A 17,582-nucleotide genomic window follows, 5' to 3' on the forward strand; every position below is an offset into this window, starting at 1 on the left:
ACTCACAATTTAAATGCCTATTTAATTTTTTAACAAATAGTTGAATAGGCGAAATTAAACTTTAACAAGTTTTAAACATTAAAGTAAGTCCTGTTAAGATTTAACAGGACTTACTTTAATGGATCTAAAATCCCTTAATACCTAATATTAACTATATAATAATAATCCAATTTACTTCCTTTTCTATAGGTGTTAGGATATATAAAGTTAACTTAAAATTGTGAGGGTGAAACAATGGAAAAAAAAGAACAAAAAATGGTCCATTTTTTTGAACAGTTAAGTGCAGAAAATAAACAATTAATGCTTTCAAAAGGAACGAAAATTAAGGTGCAATCAGGTTTTGTTCTTTTTTCCGAAGGGGATGCCCCAAAATACATGTATTTAGTGTTGTCAGGCTTGATTCGATTAAGTAAGATGACTTCAGAGGGAAAGGAATTCTCCTTGAGCCTTCTTCAAAGAGATGAATTAGTGGGTGAGGCAGGCTTATTTAATGAATTATCTGTTGCTGTAACAGCAACAGTAGAAGAAGATGCTGAATTGATACGTTACGATCGTTCGATAATCGAGAAGTTATTTATTGAGAATGGAGAACTAGCTGTAGCGTTTATGAAGTGGTCAGCCATCCAAAATCAATCAACACAGTCAAAGTTTCGTGATCTTATTTTGTGTGGTAAAAAGGGTGGTTTGTACTCAACGCTCATCCGTTTTAGTAACTCTTATGGAGTAGAGCATGATGAAGGCGTCTTAATCAATGTAAATTTAACTAATGTTGAAATTGCCAATTATATCGGTACTACCCGTGAAGGGGTAAACCGCATGATGAATGAGTTAAAAAAAGAAGAAATCATTTTTTATGAGAACAATCACATTGTTATCCGTGATATTCAGTATTTAAAAGACTTTTTGCAATGTGGCGATTGCCCAGTTGAAATTTGTACGATTTAGAGAAGCAGTTAGTTAGGGTTACCTTGCTAACTGTTTTTTCTATTTTATAAACTTCCGATTCGGAAAAAATCATAAAAGGATTGCTTTAATGTGTGTTATAGAAGTTAACATACGCATTAAACTTCTCTATAAATTAAAAATCAAACCCTAGAAAGAACAAGCTTTATACGGTTTTAAATTGGTATTAAGTTAATAACTCCAAATTAAATAGTTTGTAATAATATCTGACAATATAATAGATAATTTAGAATTTTTAAACTAGACTTTACTCTATGCTAATCATAAACATATAAATCAAATATTTCTTTAAACAGCTAGAGGAGGGTTTTAGGTGCAAGCTCGTGGACAAACAGCTGCATTAGTATTATCAACCGTTGCAATGGTGATTTCATTTGCCGTTTGGTCGGTATTTTCACCAATGGCATCGACTTTACAAGAACAATATCAATTAACCGAGACCCAAAGAAGTTTTATTATTGTCATACCAATTTTATTAGGATCTGTTATGCGTATTCCAATGGGAATTATTGCAGATAAATACGGGGCAAGAAAAGTATATACGTTAACAATGCTTTTTAGCGTGCTTCCGATGTTTGCTGCTGGCTTTGCAAACTCCTATGGTGCTTTACTCTTTTGGGCGTTTTTAATCGGGATGGCAGGTACAACTTTTACAATAGCGATAACGTATGTGACAAAATGGTTTCCAGCTGAAAAACAGGGGTTGGTTTTAGGGATTATTGGTATTGGTAATTTAGGAACTGCCGTTGCATCCTTTACAGTTCCTTCAATTGTGAATTTTTTTGGATTACAATGGGCATTTTGGGGACTGGCGTTTGCCCTTAGTATCATGACCGTCGTTTTTTGGATAGGAACAAAAGAATTACCAAAACCAAAAGAAGTTAAAACTTTAAAAGAAGCACTCTCTGTTACAAAATATAAGGCTACTTGGGTATTATCCTTATATTACTTTTTAACTTTTGGCGGTTTTGTCGCATTTAGTTTTTATTTACCGACTTTATTGCAAGAAACATTTCATTTTTCACCAGTAGATGCTGGTTTAAATGTAGCTGTGTTTGTGGTTGCAGCTACGCTTATCAGGCCAATAGGTGGGTATTTGGCGGATAAATTAGGAGCTAATCAAGTTATCATCGTTCTCTTTAGCGGAATCATTCTAAGTGCCTCTATCATGGCAATTAGCTTGGACAATTTCTCTGTTTTTAGTATCAGCTGTATAGTGATGGCTCTTTTATTAGGAGCAGGGAATGGTGCAGTTTTCAAACTTGTTCCGGCTGTTTCTCCTAATAATACAGGAGCTGTCACTGGAATTATTAGTGCGATCGGTGGGATTGGAGGTTTTTTCCCGCCACTTGTGATGGGGATGGTAAAAGAAGTGACGGGAACATATAGCTCAGGTTTTATCTTGTTAGCTCTTTTTGCAGCAGGTTGTTTACTGGTTAATGTTTTTTCAATTATTCGTACAAGTGCGACTACATTTCGAGCGAACAACGTAAATGAAAACTAGTCGATTAGAGGGCGCTCCAAAGGTAATAACCTTTCCAGTGCCCTCTTTTCAATATAAAGTGGAGAAATAACTTAACAGCTAGAATCAAGATAATGCTTCTTCCTTCATCCACTGAATTTCTGTTTTATGTTTAGTCCCTTCATCTTTTGGCGTTTCTATAATAAAGGGGATGTTTGTTAGTTGGCTTGATGTGAGGAGCTCGCGAAGCTGCTCCTCTTTTATGTGTCCAGATACTAAATTGGCATGTCGATCCTTTCGTGAAGAGAATGGGTATTTTGAATTATTAAAGTGAATGGCTTTTAAATGTGGGAGATAGTCCAAGTCTATGGCTTTTTCCTCAAGTTCTTTCCAATTATCCCCGTTCCATATCCCACTTGCATATGCATGACATGTATCAAAACAAAATCCTATCTTTTCTGGATAGTCAGTTAACTTCCGAACTTGAGATAACTCTTCTAGCGTGATTCCCATATCCGAACCAGCCCCAGCGTTATTTTCTATGAGCAATTGTGCGTCTCCACTAAACTGCGATAGCACTTGATTAAGTATATCAATTTTTTTCTTGTAACCCTCTAATGGTGGTAACGTTTTTGTCGTACCAAAATGAACAACAACTCCAATGGAACCACAGGCTTCAGCTATTTCTAAATCGTTTATTAATGATAAAATAATCTGCTGTTCTAGTTCTTGATCCTCGGGAATCAGTTTAGTCGGATAAGGAGTATGTATTATAGACTTTATGTTATGCTTAGAACAAAAAGTTGCACACTGTTGTGCATCGTCTTTATCAAAGTCTTTGACAGTAATGCTCCGTGGATTTTTAGGGAAAAATTGAAAGGCCGTGGCTCCTAGACTATGAGCCGTTTTTGCGGCAGAATAGTATCCATTTCGAATACTGACATGACTCCCAAAGTACATAACTTCTCACCTACTTTACTAACAATAGATTTATTTAGTATGAGAGGAACAATGTACATTCATTCATAAAACAAAGGAAAATGAGGTGTAAAGATGAACGATGGTCAATTTTCTCGAAACACTCCTGTTGTTGAAACCATAACTCTTGGCATGGGTTGATTTTGGGGACCTGATGCTCGGTTCGGGCATCTTTCAGGTGTCATTCAAACGCGTGTCGGTTATGCAGGAGGTACGAAAAATAACCCAACGTATCGACAAATGGGCGACCACACAGAAACTGTTGAATTAGATTTTGACCCTACGTTGGTAAGCTTTGAACAATTATTAGATGTATTTTGGAGCCACCACCGTCCGAGAAAAGATGGGTATGGGGGACGTCAATACATGTCTCTTGTCTTGTATCGGAACGAAAAACAAAAAGACCAAGCGACTATTGTAAAAAATAGGATCGAGAAACGTCTCAAAACAGAATTAGAGACAGAGTTGAAACCCTTTGAACATTTTTTTCTTGCGGAGGAAAAACACCAAAAATATTACCTGAAACGATATAAACAAGCTTATGAATCCGTACTTCAGTTATTTCAATCGCATGATGCATTCGTAAAATCAACCATTGCTGCTCGCCTAAATGGGTTTGTTCGTGAATTTGGAACATTAGGAGAACTAAATGAAGAGATTCATTATTGGGGTCTTGATGATCATGATACTGGATTATTAAAAGAAACTATCAATAAATTAAAGTGGTAAAGGTGAGAATTCTATGGAAGAATGTGCAATATTTGCAGGGGGACACTTTTGGTTTATGATGCAGCCTTTTGCTGAATTGCCAGGAGTCACGGAAATAACAGCAGGATATTCTGGAGGAGAGACAGAATATCCATCTCATAACGACGTTTTGTCAGGAGAAGCTGGTCACAGGCTTGTTGTTCGCATTTATTTTGATACGGAAGTCCTACCGTATTCTAAATTACTAGATGTATTTTGGAGGGCTATTGATCCTACAGATGCGACTGGGCAATTCAAGGATCAAGGAAAACCATTTCAAACAGCTATTTTTTACCATAACCTAAAACAAAAAACACAAGCACAAGAGTCTAAAGAAAAATTAGAAAATAGCGATTTATTCGATAAACCTATTGTGACCTGTTTGTTGGAAGCCAAACCGTTCTATCGCGCTGAAGAAAAGCATCAGTTTTATTATAAAAAGATACCATTTCACTATTATCACCTTTACAAATGCTCTGGTAGAAATGCTTTTTTCAACCGATATTGGCAAGTGAAAAAAGAGGATCCTCGTCTTAAAAAATTAACACCTATTCAGTATGACGTTACACAAAAAAGTGCCACGGAACCTCCGTTTGAAAACAAATATGACCAGTTTAAAAAAGATGGGATCTTCGTTGATATTATTTCAGGAGAACCATTGTTTTCTTCAACGGATAAGTATGACTGTGGGTGCGGTTGGCCAACATTTTCCCAACCGCTTGCATCTTTTCATATAATAGAACGACTAGATCAGTCACACGGAATGATCAGGACCGAAGTAAGAAGCAAAATAGGGAACTCGCACCTTGGGCATGTGTTTGAGGATGGACCAAAAGAATTAGGGGGAAGAAGATATTGTATTAATTCTGCAGCCTTGCGTTTTATAGCAAAGGAAAATTTAAAAAATGAGGGGTATGGAGAATATACGGTTCTATTTATCTCAGACTGACATATTTTCAAACATGAAAGAGGGAGTCTCAAATTGGTCAAAATCAGACCTTTGAGACTCCCTCTTTGTTACGCTGCATTTTGTTTCACATTTTTTCTAAAATACCATTTTAAAAATGGCGGGACGAACGTAATAATGAGGAGGATTCTAACAAGTTGAAAGGCACTGACAATGGCTGGATCTGCTCCTACAATGGATGCAGTTAACACCATTTCAATTAACCCTCCTGGAGCAATGCTTAATATCGCTGTCGCAAGATCTAAAGATGTCAATTGAGCTAATAAGATACCTAATCCAAAAGATATAGTAATCAGACTGACAGACACCCCAAAATAAACAAGGCTATATTTACCGCCCATTTTTAAATCAGAAAAGGAGATGTTTTTACCAAGGCCGATTCCTACAGCCATTTGGGCAAGGATTAAAAAGGTGTTAGGAACAGATGGCAAGTCAATCGTACTTATATTTAGAATTGCAGTTAATGCAAGGGGACCTATTACGATCCCAGCTGGAATTTTATTTCGACATAGCCATCCAGCAAGGACAGGAAGGATAAACCAAGCATAGCTCCAACCACCAACCGCAGGTTCGGTTGATTGGAAGAGGCCTGACACAGATGCCCCAACTTGAGTGAAATAGAAGATAATCGTTGTTGGAACAACAAATAAGACCGTAATCAAACGTACGGTTTGAAAAATAACAACTAACGAAGATCGCGCATTCAGGGATTCACTAGCAATAACCATTTCGGTTAAACCCCCAGGAATAGAGCCGAATGCACTAGTGATTTTATCAACATCGATCCACTTTGTAATAACAGAACTAATAAAGATACTTGCAGCGATAAGAGCAACGGTTAACACAACAAAGGTTACCAGATAAGGACCTATAGATGAGAAAGTTTGGACAGTAAAGTACATTCCAAAATAAATACCAAGAACAATTAATCCACTATTTTTAACTGTACTTGGCCAATAGGCTTGTCGTTTTGTGAACCCTTGCCAAAGCATAACAAAGGTTAATGGCCCTAACACCCAAGGCAGAGGGAGATTACCTAGATTAAATAAGTAGCCGCCTATAAGACCGATAAAAAATGTTTCCATTAAACGTAAAAACTTTGTTGTATACATATAATTAAACCCCTTTATAAACAAACAAGGATATACAAATTATACCATACCCTCAGCCATTTCGCCTGTCGAAATAATCGGTTTTTTGTTAATCGGTATCGAGCCGAGTATACCTAAAGCATGATTATTGCATCTGTACCTATTGTTCGTTAAAATATAGTTTGGCAAATAAAAGAAAAGCAGGAAGAAGGAATTAGTATGATTAATCGTACCGTTTTAGTGAAATTTGGAGACACAACAACTCCAGAGCAGTTACAAGAAGTAGTAGACCGTTTTAAAGCGTTAAAGAACCATTTAACAGGGATTGTCGACCTTCAAGCTGGGCTAAATATTGCTGAGAAAAGCAAGGAATATCAAGTTGTGCTAACTGTTCGATTTGAGGACAAAGCTGCACTTGATGCATATGTGGAAAACGCCGAACACCAAGCTGTAGCAGCTTTTATTAGAGAAGTTGGAAGAGTGGACAGCATTGGCGTTGATTTCGAAATATAACTAGTACATACGTTACGCCAGCTATGAATTGTTTCTCATAGCTGGCGTTTTCCATAATATCAACTCTTACATCATGACTTTTAATAGTAACCAAGGCTAGAATAATCAAAGAACTGAAGCAAAGACTATAAAAGCTAACCTTAAACAGGTAAATCATACGGCAAAAGATAAGTTTTTTAAAGGAGATATAATGACAGATACAGCTAATAATTCAAACAATGAAACAGGATGGAATTTAGATAATAGTTATGCTCAGCTTCCTAAAGTGTTTTTTTCTACAATTGATTTAAACCCAGTACGTTCGCCAGAATTAGTGATTTTTAATGAACGTTTATCAGAATCGTTAGGAATGAACAGCAAGGACCTTCAGAGTGATACGGGTGTCGAAGTTTTCGCTGGCAATCAGACTCCAAATCGTTCTATTCCACTAGCCCAAGCTTATGGAGGGCATCAATTTGGACATTTTACCATGTTAGGTGATGGCAGAGCTCTCTTAATAGGTGAACAAATGACTCCTCAAGGGGAGCGTTTTGATATCCAACTAAAGGGTTCAGGAAGAACGCCTTACTCTCGCGGAGGTGATGGCAGAGCGACTTTAGGACCGATGCTTCGGGAATATATTATGAGTGAGGCAATGCATGCATTGGGCATTCCTACAACTCGGAGCCTAGCGGTAGTGACAACTGGTGAGTCTGTATATCGGGAAACGGAACTTCCTGGTGCCATTCTTACTCGTGTCGGAGCGAGTCACCTACGTGTTGGTACGTTTCAATATGCCGCAAAATGGGGTTCAACCGATGAACTAAAAATGTTAGCCGACTATACACTACAACGGCACTTTCCAGACGTTGAAATGGATGATAACCGTTATCTTTCTCTTTTGAAGGAGGTAATAAAACGTCAGGCTTCACTTATTGCTAAATGGCAGCTAGTTGGCTTTATTCACGGGGTGATGAACACAGATAACATGACAATAAGCGGTGAGACGATTGACTATGGCCCTTGTGCTTTCATGGATTCGTATGATCCGGAAACCGTATTTAGTTCGATTGATATTCACGGCCGGTATGCGTACGGCAATCAACCCAAAATAGGTGCATGGAATTTGGCAAGATTTGCTGAATCATTATTACCGTTGTTACATGACGATCAAGAGCGGGCTGTCGAAATAGCTCAAGATGCCATTTCAGAATTTGCTAATTTGTATCGCACTCATTGGCTCAATGGAATGAGGGCAAAACTAGGGCTATTTACTAAAGAGGAACAGGATGAATCTTTAATTGATGAACTCCTTAGCATCATGGATACGTATCGCGCTGACTATACGAATACATTTGTTGCTTTAACTTTTGAAAAGTTCGGGGATACGATTCTATCTGGAAAAGAGGAATTTAATGAATGGTATAACAGACTGCAGGAAAGACGAAGCAGACAAGTGGAATCAAAAGAAGATTCTCAACAATTGATGAAACGAAGCAACCCTGCGATCATTCCTAGAAACCACCGAGTAGAAGAAGCACTAAATGTCGCGGTGGAAAAAAGAGATTATGGTGTAATGGAGAGACTTCTTAGTGTTCTTTCTGATCCATATGCTCACTCCCCTGAGCAAGTTGAATATTCGAAGCTGCCTGAGCCTTCAAATCGGCCTTATCGTACGTTTTGTGGTACATGAAAATAATTCGTAATGAAATAAAGACTCCGTTCGTTCTCTATTTCGTTTCGAGAGAAGAAATCGATTCCTTTCATTAATTTAGGGATTGTCCTCAAAGAAAACTACCTCTTTAAGGACAATCCCTATTCCTATTGGTAAAATAGTTGAAACTTTTCTTTTGCTTGTACGTAAAAAAGAAATATGAATCTACGATAACTTCAAAATAATGGTAGAATGGCTATAGCTATTAATGGGAAAGGATTGGGTAAGGATGACTTTATTATTAAAAAACGTCACAAAACGATTTGGCACCTTCACCGCAGTGAATGATTTATCACTTGAAGTACCAGCCAAAGAGATGTTTGGTTTCTTAGGTGCAAATGGTGCCGGAAAGACCACTACATTTCGTATGATATTAGGTTTGTTAGATCAGACTGAGGGGAAGATTACGTGGGATGGAAAAGAAATTAATTATTCCACAACACCAGAGATCGGTTATCTCCCTGAAGAACGCGGATTATATCCAAAAATGAAAGTAATTGACCAAATTATTTATCTTGCTCGCTTACGAGGAATGAAAAAACAAGAGATAGTAAAAGAGTTGGACCTTTGGCTAGAGCGTTTTAATGTACCGGAATACAAGAACAAAAAAGTTGAAGAACTTTCAAAAGGTAATCAGCAAAAAATTCAATTTATTGCAGCCGTTATACATAAACCAAAACTTCTCATTTTAGATGAACCATTCAGTGGCTTAGATCCTGTTAATGTAGAACTATTAAAAGAAGCGGTAAAAGAAATAAAAGAAAGTGGAACGACAATAGTTTTCTCAAGTCATCGAATGGAGCATGTTGAAGAATTATGTGAAAACCTTTGTATTATGCATCACGGTGTACCTGTTGTTCATGGCGAATTAAGGTCTATTAAACGTTCGTTTGGGAAGAAAAATATTTCTATCCATGCTGATTTCGACTTATCCATGTTAGAGGCAATACCTGGTGTCTTAAAGTCGAAAAAAACAACAGAAGGTATCCACTTACAAGTTGAATCGGAATCTATAGCAGAAGATGTGTTTAAAAAAGTCGTTTCAAAAGGCTTTGTCAGGAAGTTTGAACTAGAGGAACCTTCTTTGCATGATATTTTCATTGAAAAGGTGGGGACTTCTTATGAGTAATTTTTGGATCATGCTTGGACATGCGTATCTTTCTAAACTAAAGGCCAAATCTTTCATTGTGACAACGATATTATTAGCGGCAGGAATCGCTATTATGGCGAATATTGGACTAATCATAGATTCCTTTCAGGGTGAAGACAGAACGGATCAAGTTGCCATTATTGATGAAACAGGTCAATTATTTCCAGTTCTTGAAGATGAAATGAATATGTTAAATGAGAATATAGATTTGGTATTAACAACAGCTTCACGAGTAGAATTAGAAACGGAAGTAGAAGCAGGAACGTATGCAGGACTTTTAATCTTATCGTTTGGTTCAGATCAATTACCAACAGCGGTCTATATATCTCCTTCATTATCTGGAAATGTAATTACTTCTACTCTCCAAGCTGCACTTGGGCATATCCAATCAACTATTGCGGCTTCTCAACTGGATCTATCAATGGAGGAATTAGCGCTTCTTAATGCACCTGTAATGTTTACCCAAGAGTCTCTCGATGAAGGAGCTAGGTCAGCAGAGGAGTTAAATCAGGCAAGAGGAATTGTATACATTCTATTATTCTTTATTTATTTCTCAGTCATCATGTACGCAAACATGATTGCTACTGAAGTTGCTACGGAAAAATCTTCACGAGTCATGGAAATCTTGATTTCAAGTGTCTCACCCGTTAAGCAAATGTTTGCAAAAATAATTGGGATTGGATTTGTTGGGTTAACACAGTTAACGGTATTGCTTTTAGTTGGCTACTTATCGATAATGAGAAACCAAGAGGCACTTGTTGGAGGATTCTTTGATGTGTTTGGTTTCGGTGATCTATCAGCTGCGATAATAATTTATGCCATTGTCTTCTTTTTGTTGGGATATTTTCTATATGCTACTCTTGCAGCATTATTAGGCTCACTTGTTAGTCGAATTGAAGATGTACAGCAAATGATTTTACCGATGACGTTCTTAGTTATGATTGGATTCTTTATCGCCATGTTTGGATTAGGAATGCCTGAGTCGACATTCGTTACAGTTACCTCATATATACCATTCTTTACACCAATGGTTATGTTCCTTCGGGTTGGCATGTTAAACATTCCTCCTGTTGAACCAATTTTAGGCATTGTTGTATTGCTTGTATCAATCGTCATCCTTGCTATTTTCGGTGCCAGAATCTATCGTGGTGGGGTATTAATGTATGGAAAATCAAATTCATTTAAAGATATTAAAAAAGCAATTGAATTAACGAAAAAATAAAGCTTATAAAGATCGAACATTCGAAAGAGCGGTGGAATAAGTTCAAATTTCCATTGCTCTTTTTCTAAAGGAAAGGAAGAGAAAAGATGCAACCATTTACTGAGCGTGTAATTGACATAATCGTACACATTCCAAAAGGAAAAGTGATGACATATGGGCAAATTGCCAAACTAGCTGGTAATCCGAGAGCAGCTAGACAGGTTGCTCGTATTCTTCATTCAATGAGTAAGAAGTATAAGCTGCCATGGCACAGAGTGATAAACGCCAAAGGAGAAATAAGCTTTCATGATGAAGAGTTACAAATAAATCAAACGATGGCACTAGAAGGAGAAGGGGTCTCGGTTATTAGCAACAAGGTCGATTTAAAGCAATTTCAATATAACAAAAAATAGATCAAAAAGGGCAAGACTATGCACCTTTTTGATCAGCCATGTTAAAGTTCCCTACGAAATTTTTCAATAAAACGAGTTGGATATTCTGAAGGCAAGGCACTCGCTTCATCAAGTTCATTAAAATGTTCTTCTGAAAGCCTCCATCCGGTTGCACCAATATTTTCTTTATATTGTTCAAGTGTACGAGCGCCAAATATTGGAGACGTAACACCTTCTTTCATTAATAGCCAATTTAACGAGACTTGCGCTGGCGTTTTTCCTATTTGTTTTGAAATTTCTTTTACTTTGTTAACGATATGAAAGTTACGAGCAAGTCCTTTGTTTTCCCAGCTTGATTCTCCCTCGAGCCCTTGCGACAAGCGACCCAAAGTTGGAGTTTCTAACCCTTCATATTTTCCCGATAAAAAGCCACTTCCAAGAGGTCCCCACGGAAGAACACCAATTCCTTCTTCAATACATAATGACATAACTTCTCGATCCATTTCTCGATTGACTAAGCTGTATTGCGGTTGTATGGAGATGAACTTAGCAAAGCCTTTTTGTTCACTGACTGATAAGGATTTCATTAATTGCCAAGCCAAGAAATTAGAACAACCAATATACCGTACTTTTCCAGATGAAATTAAATCATCAAGTGTTCGCAATGTTTCTTCAATAGGCGTTAATTGATCCCAAACATGAAGCTGGTACAGGTCGACATAATCTGTTTGTAATCGTTTTAAACTTGCTTCAATTCCATCCATTACTCGTTTACGTGAATAACCAACGTCATTAGGACGGTCTCCTACTTTCATACGTACTTTTGTGGCTAATATAATATCCTGGCGCTTTTCTTTAATTGCCTTACCGACGATCTCTTCAGATGTTCCACCAACATAAACATCTGCTGTATCAATGAAGTTCCCGCCATCTTCTAGAAATTGAGCAATCATTGTAATAGACTCATCTTCCGGTGTAGCTTTTCCGAATGTCATAGTACCAAGACATAATTCGGACACAACTAACCCACTTTTTCCAACCGTTTTATATTGCATGTGTCACCACTCCCCGAGAAAAGGTATGTATCGTTCATATTGTACCAGTCTTTTTACTTCTTTGACAAAAATTACCCTTCTCTAAATAAGTTGGAAATTTTATGGTAAACGATTCAAAAAGTGTGCAAGTTTTCTCCTTTAAACTCGTAGGTATTACAGACGTGACTCACTATTTTTCATGAAGCTAGTCTTAGACAATTTTTAGAGGCCATTGAAAAAGGTATGGTTTTGACCTTTTTCAATGGCGTTTAAGCAATGAGCGGAACCGTTGCTTTGTCTTAAAGCTTGCTATGAGTGGTTTTCTCATAGCAGGCGCGCAACGTGTGGAGCCATTGTTGCTTCCTCGAATCTGCTAAAAAAGACTTTTTCAGTGCCCACCAATTTTTATGGGGGTGGAGTCAATTACTTTTTGTAGGAGGGATACTTATGATGAGCATTATTTGGTTTATTTTGGTCGGGGCGCTTCTTTTCATTCTTTTAGTTGGGAGCGGCATAGCATTTTTTATTTATAAAAGACGCTATAAAACAGCAAGTTCGAATCAAGCATTAATTATTACAGGGCCTAAGTTAGGGGACCCAAAAGAGGATACCCGCATCTTTGGTGATGAAAACGGTCGTAGTTTAAAAATTGTTCGTGGCGGAGGAATCAGGTTAAAGTTATTCCAAACATGTACTCCAGTTGATTTAAACTCATTTCAGATCAAATTGACCACACCAAAGGTCTATACATCTCAAGGTGTTCCTGTTATAGCTGATGCGATCACATCTGTGAAGATTGCTGATACACTAATTGGAATTGCTAATTATGCTGAGCAATTTCTAGGAAAGAAACAAGACGAAATTGAAGAGGAAGTATCGAAGGTGTTAGGAACAAACCTAAGGGCGATTCTTTCAAAAATGACGGTTGAAGAGATTAACAATGATCGTGAATCATTTAATCATCAAGTACAAGACATTGCCCAACAAGAATTAGATAACATGGGGTTTAAGATTACTTCTTTTGGCTTAGACGATTTGCGGGATGCAGATGAAGAAAATGGTTATCTTGATAATTTAGGAAGACCTAGAATTGCAGAGATACGGAAAAAGGCTGATATGGCTGAATCGGATGCTGAGAAAGAAACACGTATGTATAAAGCAAAAAATGATCAAATAGCAAAAGACGAAGAAAACAAACGGTTAACTGCAATAGCGGAATCTCAAAAAGAAAAAGATATAAAAGAAGCACAGATTAAAGAAGAAACAGAGCGTGCAAGAGCGAAGTCAGAACAGGCTTATGAATTAGAAAAAGCTAGACTTGCTCAACAAGTGAAGGAAGAAGAAATGAAAATTCAGTATATTGAGAGGCAGCGCCAAGTAGAACTTGAAGTAGAAGAGCAAAAGCGTCGGAAAACAGTTGCGGACGCAAACGCCTACGATATTAAGGCAAAAGCAGAAGCGGAAGCAGACAAAGCTCGAATTGATGGCGAGACAAAAGCGGCCATTGAGAAACAAAAGGGGCTTGCTGAGGCAGATGTTATTCGTGAACGAGGACGTGCTGAAGCGGAAGCTAAGGAACTTATGGCTCAAGCAATGGAAAAGTACGGTGAAGCCGCAATTCTTGAAATGTTCATTGAGATGCTACCAAAATATGCACATGAAGTAGCACAACCTCTTTCTCAAATTGAAGAAATGAAAGTCATCGACATGGGTGGCGCTGATTCTAGTGGGGCTGCAAAAATTACGAACAATATTACAAAGACAATGCTTGGATTGCAAGAAAGCCTGAAAGAAAGTACGGGAATGGATTTAAAAAGTATGCTTGAAACGTTTATGTCAAGAGGAAATACTCATACTGTATATAAAGAAAGTGAAGGTTCTATTAAAAGTGAAAGTGAGCTAGACATAAAGCCTGAGGGAGAATCGTCCTGATCTACTGAGTCGTAATTTTATCTAAGGGAATTCTAAAAGTCCGGAACAGAGCTGGCAATGGCTTTGGGGATGTGCAAAAAGGTCAAATGCAGAACCCTTTGGAACATCCCCATTTTCTTTTTCAACGGGTAAGACTTACAGTTTCTCCAATTACTGATATAATATTAAACATTACATAGAATTTGCCAAGGGAGAGGAATGTATCATGGCGATTGCTTTATCTAAAAAGATGAATGCTTTTCAGACGAGTATTTTTAATGAGCTAAACACATATAAAAATAAAAAAATACAAGAGGGTCAACAAATGATTGACTTAAGTATTGGTAGCCCCGACCTGCCTCCTCCTAGTTTTGTGATGGAAGAGCTAGCTTCAAAAGTAAAGGACCCGAATTTGTACCGTTATTCTCTAGAAGGAACATCAGAGTTTCTTACTGCTGTTACAAACTATTACCACAGACAATATGACGTCTCTATTCAACATAAAAAAGAAGCCTTGATGGTCATGGGATCACAAGATGGACTCGTACATCTCCCATCAGTCATTACAGACCCAGGGGATATAATCCTAGTTCCAAATCCAGGTTATACAGCGTATGATGCAGGAATTTCATTAGCCGAAGCTGTTCCATATTCGATGCCAGTTCGACGGGAAAATCAATTTTTACCAGACTTGGATTCAATTCCTGAAGAAATTCGCCACAAAGCAAAAATGATGATCTTAAACTTCCCAGGAAATCCAGTACCGGCTATGGCGACGAAGAAATTTTTTGAAACGGTTGTTGATTTTGCTAGGAAATATAACATTATTGTCCTTCATGATTTTGCTTATTCTGAGTTATATTACGATAGAAAACCAATTAGTTTCTTATCTGTTAATGGAGCGAAAGAGGTAGGAATTGAATTTAACTCTTTATCAAAAAGCTTTAATATGGCAGGATGTAGAATTGGATATGTTGTAGGGAATGAGTTTGTCATTGAAGGATTAAATCGGTTGAAATCAAACCTCGATTTTGGTGTGTTTTTGCCAATTCAATATGCAGCAATTCGGGCATTAGAAAACACCAATAATTTTAGCGACGAACTTAGAAAGATTTATAAACAACGTCGTGACATTCTCGTTGATGGCTTACATTCTTTAGGCTGGAATGTTGATCGACCAAGTGCTTCCATGTTTATTTGGGCAAAAACGCCGAAAAACTATAGCTCAAAAGAGTTTAGTTATAAATTAATGGATAAAACCGGAATTGTAACGATACCTGGAGTCGCCTTTGGATCTGAAGGTGAAAGCTATACACGCATTTCTCTTGTTCAACAAGAAGACGTGTTGAGATTGGCCGTGGATAGACTAAAAGAAAGTGGAATGTTTTAATTGTATATATACAAGGTGTTCTTTCATATTATGGGAGAGCACCTTTAGTTTTATTGGGATCACGATGCATAGAGGGTATAAATAAATCGAAATAATAAAACCTAATGATCTGAAGATGATTATTTACAAAAAGAAGAGAGGTCATTTGATGAATCAAGATTACGATAAAATCAGTAAAATTCAAGAAAAGCATAAGACCCCATATCTTGGAGGTGCGAAAAAACCAAAGCTAGGTGTAGAAGATCAAAATGCCTCAACGAACTCAGGCATCTCTGTTGGAGCAGAAGGCAGAGAGGTTATAGAGAGAAAATAGCATGATAGATATGGGGTTTTCCTAAAAGTCCGGAACAGAGGTGGCAATGGCTCCGTTCGCTACGCGCCTTGAAAGGAGAAACCCACTCCTCTCAAGGCTTTTAAAAGATGTAGCGACTTCGCTCATTGCTTCGGGGGTGTCTCAAAAGGTCAAAAACAGACCTTTTGAGACACCCCCTTTCTTTTTTTGCGAAAAATCCCTAATGTAATACGGCATGTTCTATTCCACAAATACGAATGGTTTCATCCTAGATCGCTTAAACTAACACAAAAGAATTACAAAGTGGGAGAAGATTTACAATTGAGAAACTCCAAACCAATTATCGGTATAACCAGTACCGTGGTTAATCATAATCAAATTCGCAGTATTAATTTACATGAAAAGTTTATTCGTGCGGTAATAGATGGTGGTGGGGTGCCTATTGTCATTCCAATAGGCACAGTTGAGTTAGCAGAAGAGTGGGTATCTGTATGTGATGGCATTATATTAAGCAATGGTGAAGATATTGATCCGCATTCGTACGGTGCAGCCCCTGATCCTAAAATCCAAAAAACATATGGAAGACGCGACCAACTGGAAATAGAGATTGTAAGACAAGCGCTAAAACATAACAGGCCTATTTTAGGAATTTGTAGAGGGATCACTATGTTAAATGTCGCATTAGGCGGGACTGTTATTCAAGATATCGAAAAATTTAATCCAACTGCAATGAATCACTACCAACAAGCTGAACGGTCAGAGCCGACTCACGAAGTTTCAATTTCTGAAAGTAGCAGGCTATATAAAATGATCAACACTAAGAACATCCGGGTTAACAGTATGCATCACCAGTCAATCGATCAACTATCAACCGATCTTACACAAGTAGCTATGTCAGCAGATGGTGTCATTGAAGCAGTAGAGGGAGTAAGAAAACATCCTTTACTATTAGGGATTCAATGGCATCCGGAAGAAATGGCGACTGAAGATGTAAGAATGCAACAAATTTTTACAGACTTTATCGCTGAGTGCAGGGTTGCAAACAGTGATTTCATAACAGGAAGTGATGGAAGTGAGTAATGGTAAGAAATATGTTTGGTACGCGAGTTATGGTTCTAACTTAAGTAGAGAACGATTTTTATGTTATATCCTAGGTGGAAAACCTGAAGGCTCAGAAAAAGTGGAAGTGGGGTGTAGAGACAAGTCACTTCCACTAGATGAGGCAACATTTATTATGAATTACCCTTTATATTTTGCTAAGAACTCTAAGCGGTGGCAAAATCAAGGGGTTGGATTTATTGGATTAACAAAAGTCCCACAATACAAAACATATAGCAGAAAGTATTTAATTACGGAAGAACAATTTATGGATGTGGTAAAGCAAGAAAATAACGGCCTTGAATTAGACATTAACCTAGAGAGAGTAGAATCAAATAGATATGAAACACTTCGAGATTCTTGGTACGGGACAATCTTATTTCTAGGAAAAGAAGACGGGATACCTATCTATACTTTTACAGCTGATTGGGATTTAGATGTTCCATTTTCCAAACCTTCTAATGAATACCTAAGTATGATTATTGAAGGGTTAAAACAATATGTTAAAATAAGCAATGAAGAAATCATAGATTATTTACTATTAAAACCTGGGGTAGATGGAAACTACTCTAAAGCGGAAATTGAAAAACTGATTACCTAACTAAAAGTTGAATCATTTTTTTAGAACTGTCCCAAAGTCCGGAACAAAGATGAGGGGTGTCTCAAATGGTCAAAAACAGACCTTTTGAGACACCCCTTT

At 37.5% G+C, this 17,582-nt stretch carries 16 protein-coding genes and 1 pseudogene; 14 read left to right on the forward strand and 3 right to left on the reverse strand.

Going from position 1 to position 17,582, the window contains the following annotated elements:
- Positions 1-234 precede the first annotated feature (234 nt).
- Both MF646_RS16465 and MF646_RS16470 read left to right on the forward strand, forming a co-directional pair.
- On the forward strand, positions 235-945 hold the full coding sequence (locus tag MF646_RS16465) for a Crp/Fnr family transcriptional regulator (protein WP_250097607.1): 711 nt from the start codon (positions 235-237) through the stop codon (positions 943-945).
- A 331-nt stretch (positions 946-1,276) separates the two neighbouring features.
- Positions 1,277-2,467, forward strand: a complete 1,191-nt coding sequence (locus MF646_RS16470) for an MFS transporter (protein ID WP_420842526.1) — start codon at positions 1,277-1,279, stop codon at positions 2,465-2,467.
- 84 nt (positions 2,468-2,551) lie between these two features.
- Here MF646_RS16470 and MF646_RS16475 read toward each other — a convergent pair whose 3' ends face one another.
- On the reverse strand, positions 2,552-3,385 hold the full coding sequence (locus MF646_RS16475; protein ID WP_250097608.1) for a deoxyribonuclease IV: 834 nt from the start codon (positions 3,383-3,385) through the stop codon (positions 2,552-2,554).
- 171 nt (positions 3,386-3,556) lie between these two features.
- Here MF646_RS16475 and MF646_RS16480 point away from each other — a divergent pair.
- Positions 3,557-4,132: pseudogene (locus tag MF646_RS16480) on the forward strand (peptide-methionine (S)-S-oxide reductase MsrA); the annotation flags it as partial.
- A gap of 13 nt (positions 4,133-4,145) precedes the next feature.
- On the forward strand, positions 4,146-5,099 hold the full coding sequence (msrB, locus tag MF646_RS16485) for a peptide-methionine (R)-S-oxide reductase MsrB (RefSeq protein WP_250097609.1): 954 nt from the start codon (positions 4,146-4,148) through the stop codon (positions 5,097-5,099).
- 68 nt (positions 5,100-5,167) lie between these two features.
- Here the strand turns inward: msrB and MF646_RS16490 are convergent, their stop codons facing one another.
- A complete protein-coding gene (locus tag MF646_RS16490) occupies positions 5,168-6,229 on the reverse strand; it encodes an AbrB family transcriptional regulator (RefSeq protein WP_250097610.1) in 1,062 nt (353 codons plus the stop codon).
- Between the two features lie 198 nt (positions 6,230-6,427).
- Here MF646_RS16490 and MF646_RS16495 point away from each other — a divergent pair, with 198 nt between their 5' ends.
- From MF646_RS16495 to MF646_RS16515, 5 genes are all read left to right on the forward strand, one after another.
- The gene (locus MF646_RS16495; RefSeq protein WP_250097611.1) at positions 6,428-6,721 is read left to right on the forward strand and encodes a Dabb family protein; all 294 of its coding nucleotides are present in this window, start codon (positions 6,428-6,430) and stop codon (positions 6,719-6,721) included.
- Between the two features lie 190 nt (positions 6,722-6,911).
- Positions 6,912-8,393, forward strand: a complete 1,482-nt coding sequence (locus tag MF646_RS16500; RefSeq protein WP_250097612.1) for a protein adenylyltransferase SelO — start codon at positions 6,912-6,914, stop codon at positions 8,391-8,393.
- 250 nt (positions 8,394-8,643) lie between these two features.
- Complete coding sequence (locus MF646_RS16505; RefSeq protein WP_250097613.1) at positions 8,644-9,543, forward strand: ABC transporter ATP-binding protein; 900 nt, start codon at positions 8,644-8,646, stop codon at positions 9,541-9,543.
- A complete protein-coding gene (locus MF646_RS16510; protein ID WP_250097614.1) occupies positions 9,536-10,786 on the forward strand; it encodes an ABC transporter permease in 1,251 nt (416 codons plus the stop codon). Before MF646_RS16505 ends, MF646_RS16510 begins: the two co-directional genes overlap by 8 nt.
- 86 nt (positions 10,787-10,872) lie before the next feature.
- The gene (locus MF646_RS16515) at positions 10,873-11,178 is read left to right on the forward strand and encodes an MGMT family protein (protein ID WP_250097615.1); all 306 of its coding nucleotides are present in this window, start codon (positions 10,873-10,875) and stop codon (positions 11,176-11,178) included.
- 41 nt (positions 11,179-11,219) lie between these two features.
- On the opposite strand, the gene MF646_RS16520 is transcribed toward MF646_RS16515, so the two are convergent.
- Positions 11,220-12,212, reverse strand: coding sequence for an aldo/keto reductase (locus tag MF646_RS16520; protein WP_250097616.1), 993 nt, complete (start codon positions 12,210-12,212; stop codon positions 11,220-11,222).
- Between the two features lie 426 nt (positions 12,213-12,638).
- Between MF646_RS16520 and MF646_RS16525 the strand changes: the two genes are divergently transcribed.
- The 5 genes from MF646_RS16525 to MF646_RS16545 all read left to right on the forward strand — a co-directional run bounded on the left by MF646_RS16525 (position 12,639) and on the right by MF646_RS16545 (position 17,483).
- Positions 12,639-14,123, forward strand: a complete 1,485-nt coding sequence (locus MF646_RS16525) for a flotillin family protein (RefSeq protein ID WP_420842527.1) — start codon at positions 12,639-12,641, stop codon at positions 14,121-14,123.
- Between the two features lie 205 nt (positions 14,124-14,328).
- Entirely contained in the window at positions 14,329-15,492 is a 1,164-nt protein-coding gene (locus tag MF646_RS16530; protein ID WP_250097617.1) for an LL-diaminopimelate aminotransferase, read from the forward strand.
- Positions 15,493-15,640: 148 nt separating this feature from the next.
- Positions 15,641-15,805 (forward strand): hypothetical protein, encoded by a 165-nt coding sequence (locus tag MF646_RS16535; RefSeq protein WP_250097618.1) that lies wholly within the window; start codon positions 15,641-15,643, stop codon positions 15,803-15,805.
- A 300-nt stretch (positions 15,806-16,105) separates the two neighbouring features.
- Complete coding sequence (locus MF646_RS16540) at positions 16,106-16,864, forward strand: gamma-glutamyl-gamma-aminobutyrate hydrolase family protein (RefSeq protein ID WP_250097619.1); 759 nt, start codon at positions 16,106-16,108, stop codon at positions 16,862-16,864.
- On the forward strand, positions 16,857-17,483 hold the full coding sequence (locus MF646_RS16545) for a hypothetical protein (RefSeq protein ID WP_250097620.1): 627 nt from the start codon (positions 16,857-16,859) through the stop codon (positions 17,481-17,483). The genes MF646_RS16540 and MF646_RS16545 overlap by 8 nt, the downstream gene beginning before the upstream one ends.
- Positions 17,484-17,582: the final 99 nt, after the last annotated feature.

The sequence above is a fragment of the Halalkalibacter alkaliphilus genome (genome assembly GCF_023555415.1).
GTDB lineage: Bacteria > Bacillota > Bacilli > Bacillales > Bacillaceae_D > Halalkalibacter > Halalkalibacter alkaliphilus.

Bases quoted from the DNA above. Each gene is read 5' to 3' on its own strand.
- MF646_RS16465 (WP_250097607.1), top strand. From the start codon at position 235: ATGGAAAAAAAAGAACAAAAAATGGTCCATTTTTTTGAACAGTTAAGT.
- MF646_RS16475 (WP_250097608.1), bottom strand. From the start codon at position 3,385: ATGTACTTTGGGAGTCATGTCAGTATTCGAAATGGATACTATTCTGCC.
- msrB (WP_250097609.1), top strand. From the start codon at position 4,146: ATGGAAGAATGTGCAATATTTGCAGGGGGACACTTTTGGTTTATGATG.
- MF646_RS16490 (WP_250097610.1), bottom strand. From the start codon at position 6,229: ATGTATACAACAAAGTTTTTACGTTTAATGGAAACATTTTTTATCGGT.
- MF646_RS16495 (WP_250097611.1), top strand. From the start codon at position 6,428: ATGATTAATCGTACCGTTTTAGTGAAATTTGGAGACACAACAACTCCA.
- MF646_RS16500 (WP_250097612.1), top strand. From the start codon at position 6,912: ATGACAGATACAGCTAATAATTCAAACAATGAAACAGGATGGAATTTA.
- MF646_RS16505 (WP_250097613.1), top strand. From the start codon at position 8,644: ATGACTTTATTATTAAAAAACGTCACAAAACGATTTGGCACCTTCACC.
- MF646_RS16510 (WP_250097614.1), top strand. From the start codon at position 9,536: ATGAGTAATTTTTGGATCATGCTTGGACATGCGTATCTTTCTAAACTA.
- MF646_RS16515 (WP_250097615.1), top strand. From the start codon at position 10,873: ATGCAACCATTTACTGAGCGTGTAATTGACATAATCGTACACATTCCA.
- MF646_RS16520 (WP_250097616.1), bottom strand. From the start codon at position 12,212: ATGCAATATAAAACGGTTGGAAAAAGTGGGTTAGTTGTGTCCGAATTA.
- MF646_RS16525 (WP_420842527.1), top strand. From the start codon at position 12,639: ATGATGAGCATTATTTGGTTTATTTTGGTCGGGGCGCTTCTTTTCATT.
- MF646_RS16530 (WP_250097617.1), top strand. From the start codon at position 14,329: ATGGCGATTGCTTTATCTAAAAAGATGAATGCTTTTCAGACGAGTATT.
- MF646_RS16535 (WP_250097618.1), top strand. From the start codon at position 15,641: ATGAATCAAGATTACGATAAAATCAGTAAAATTCAAGAAAAGCATAAG.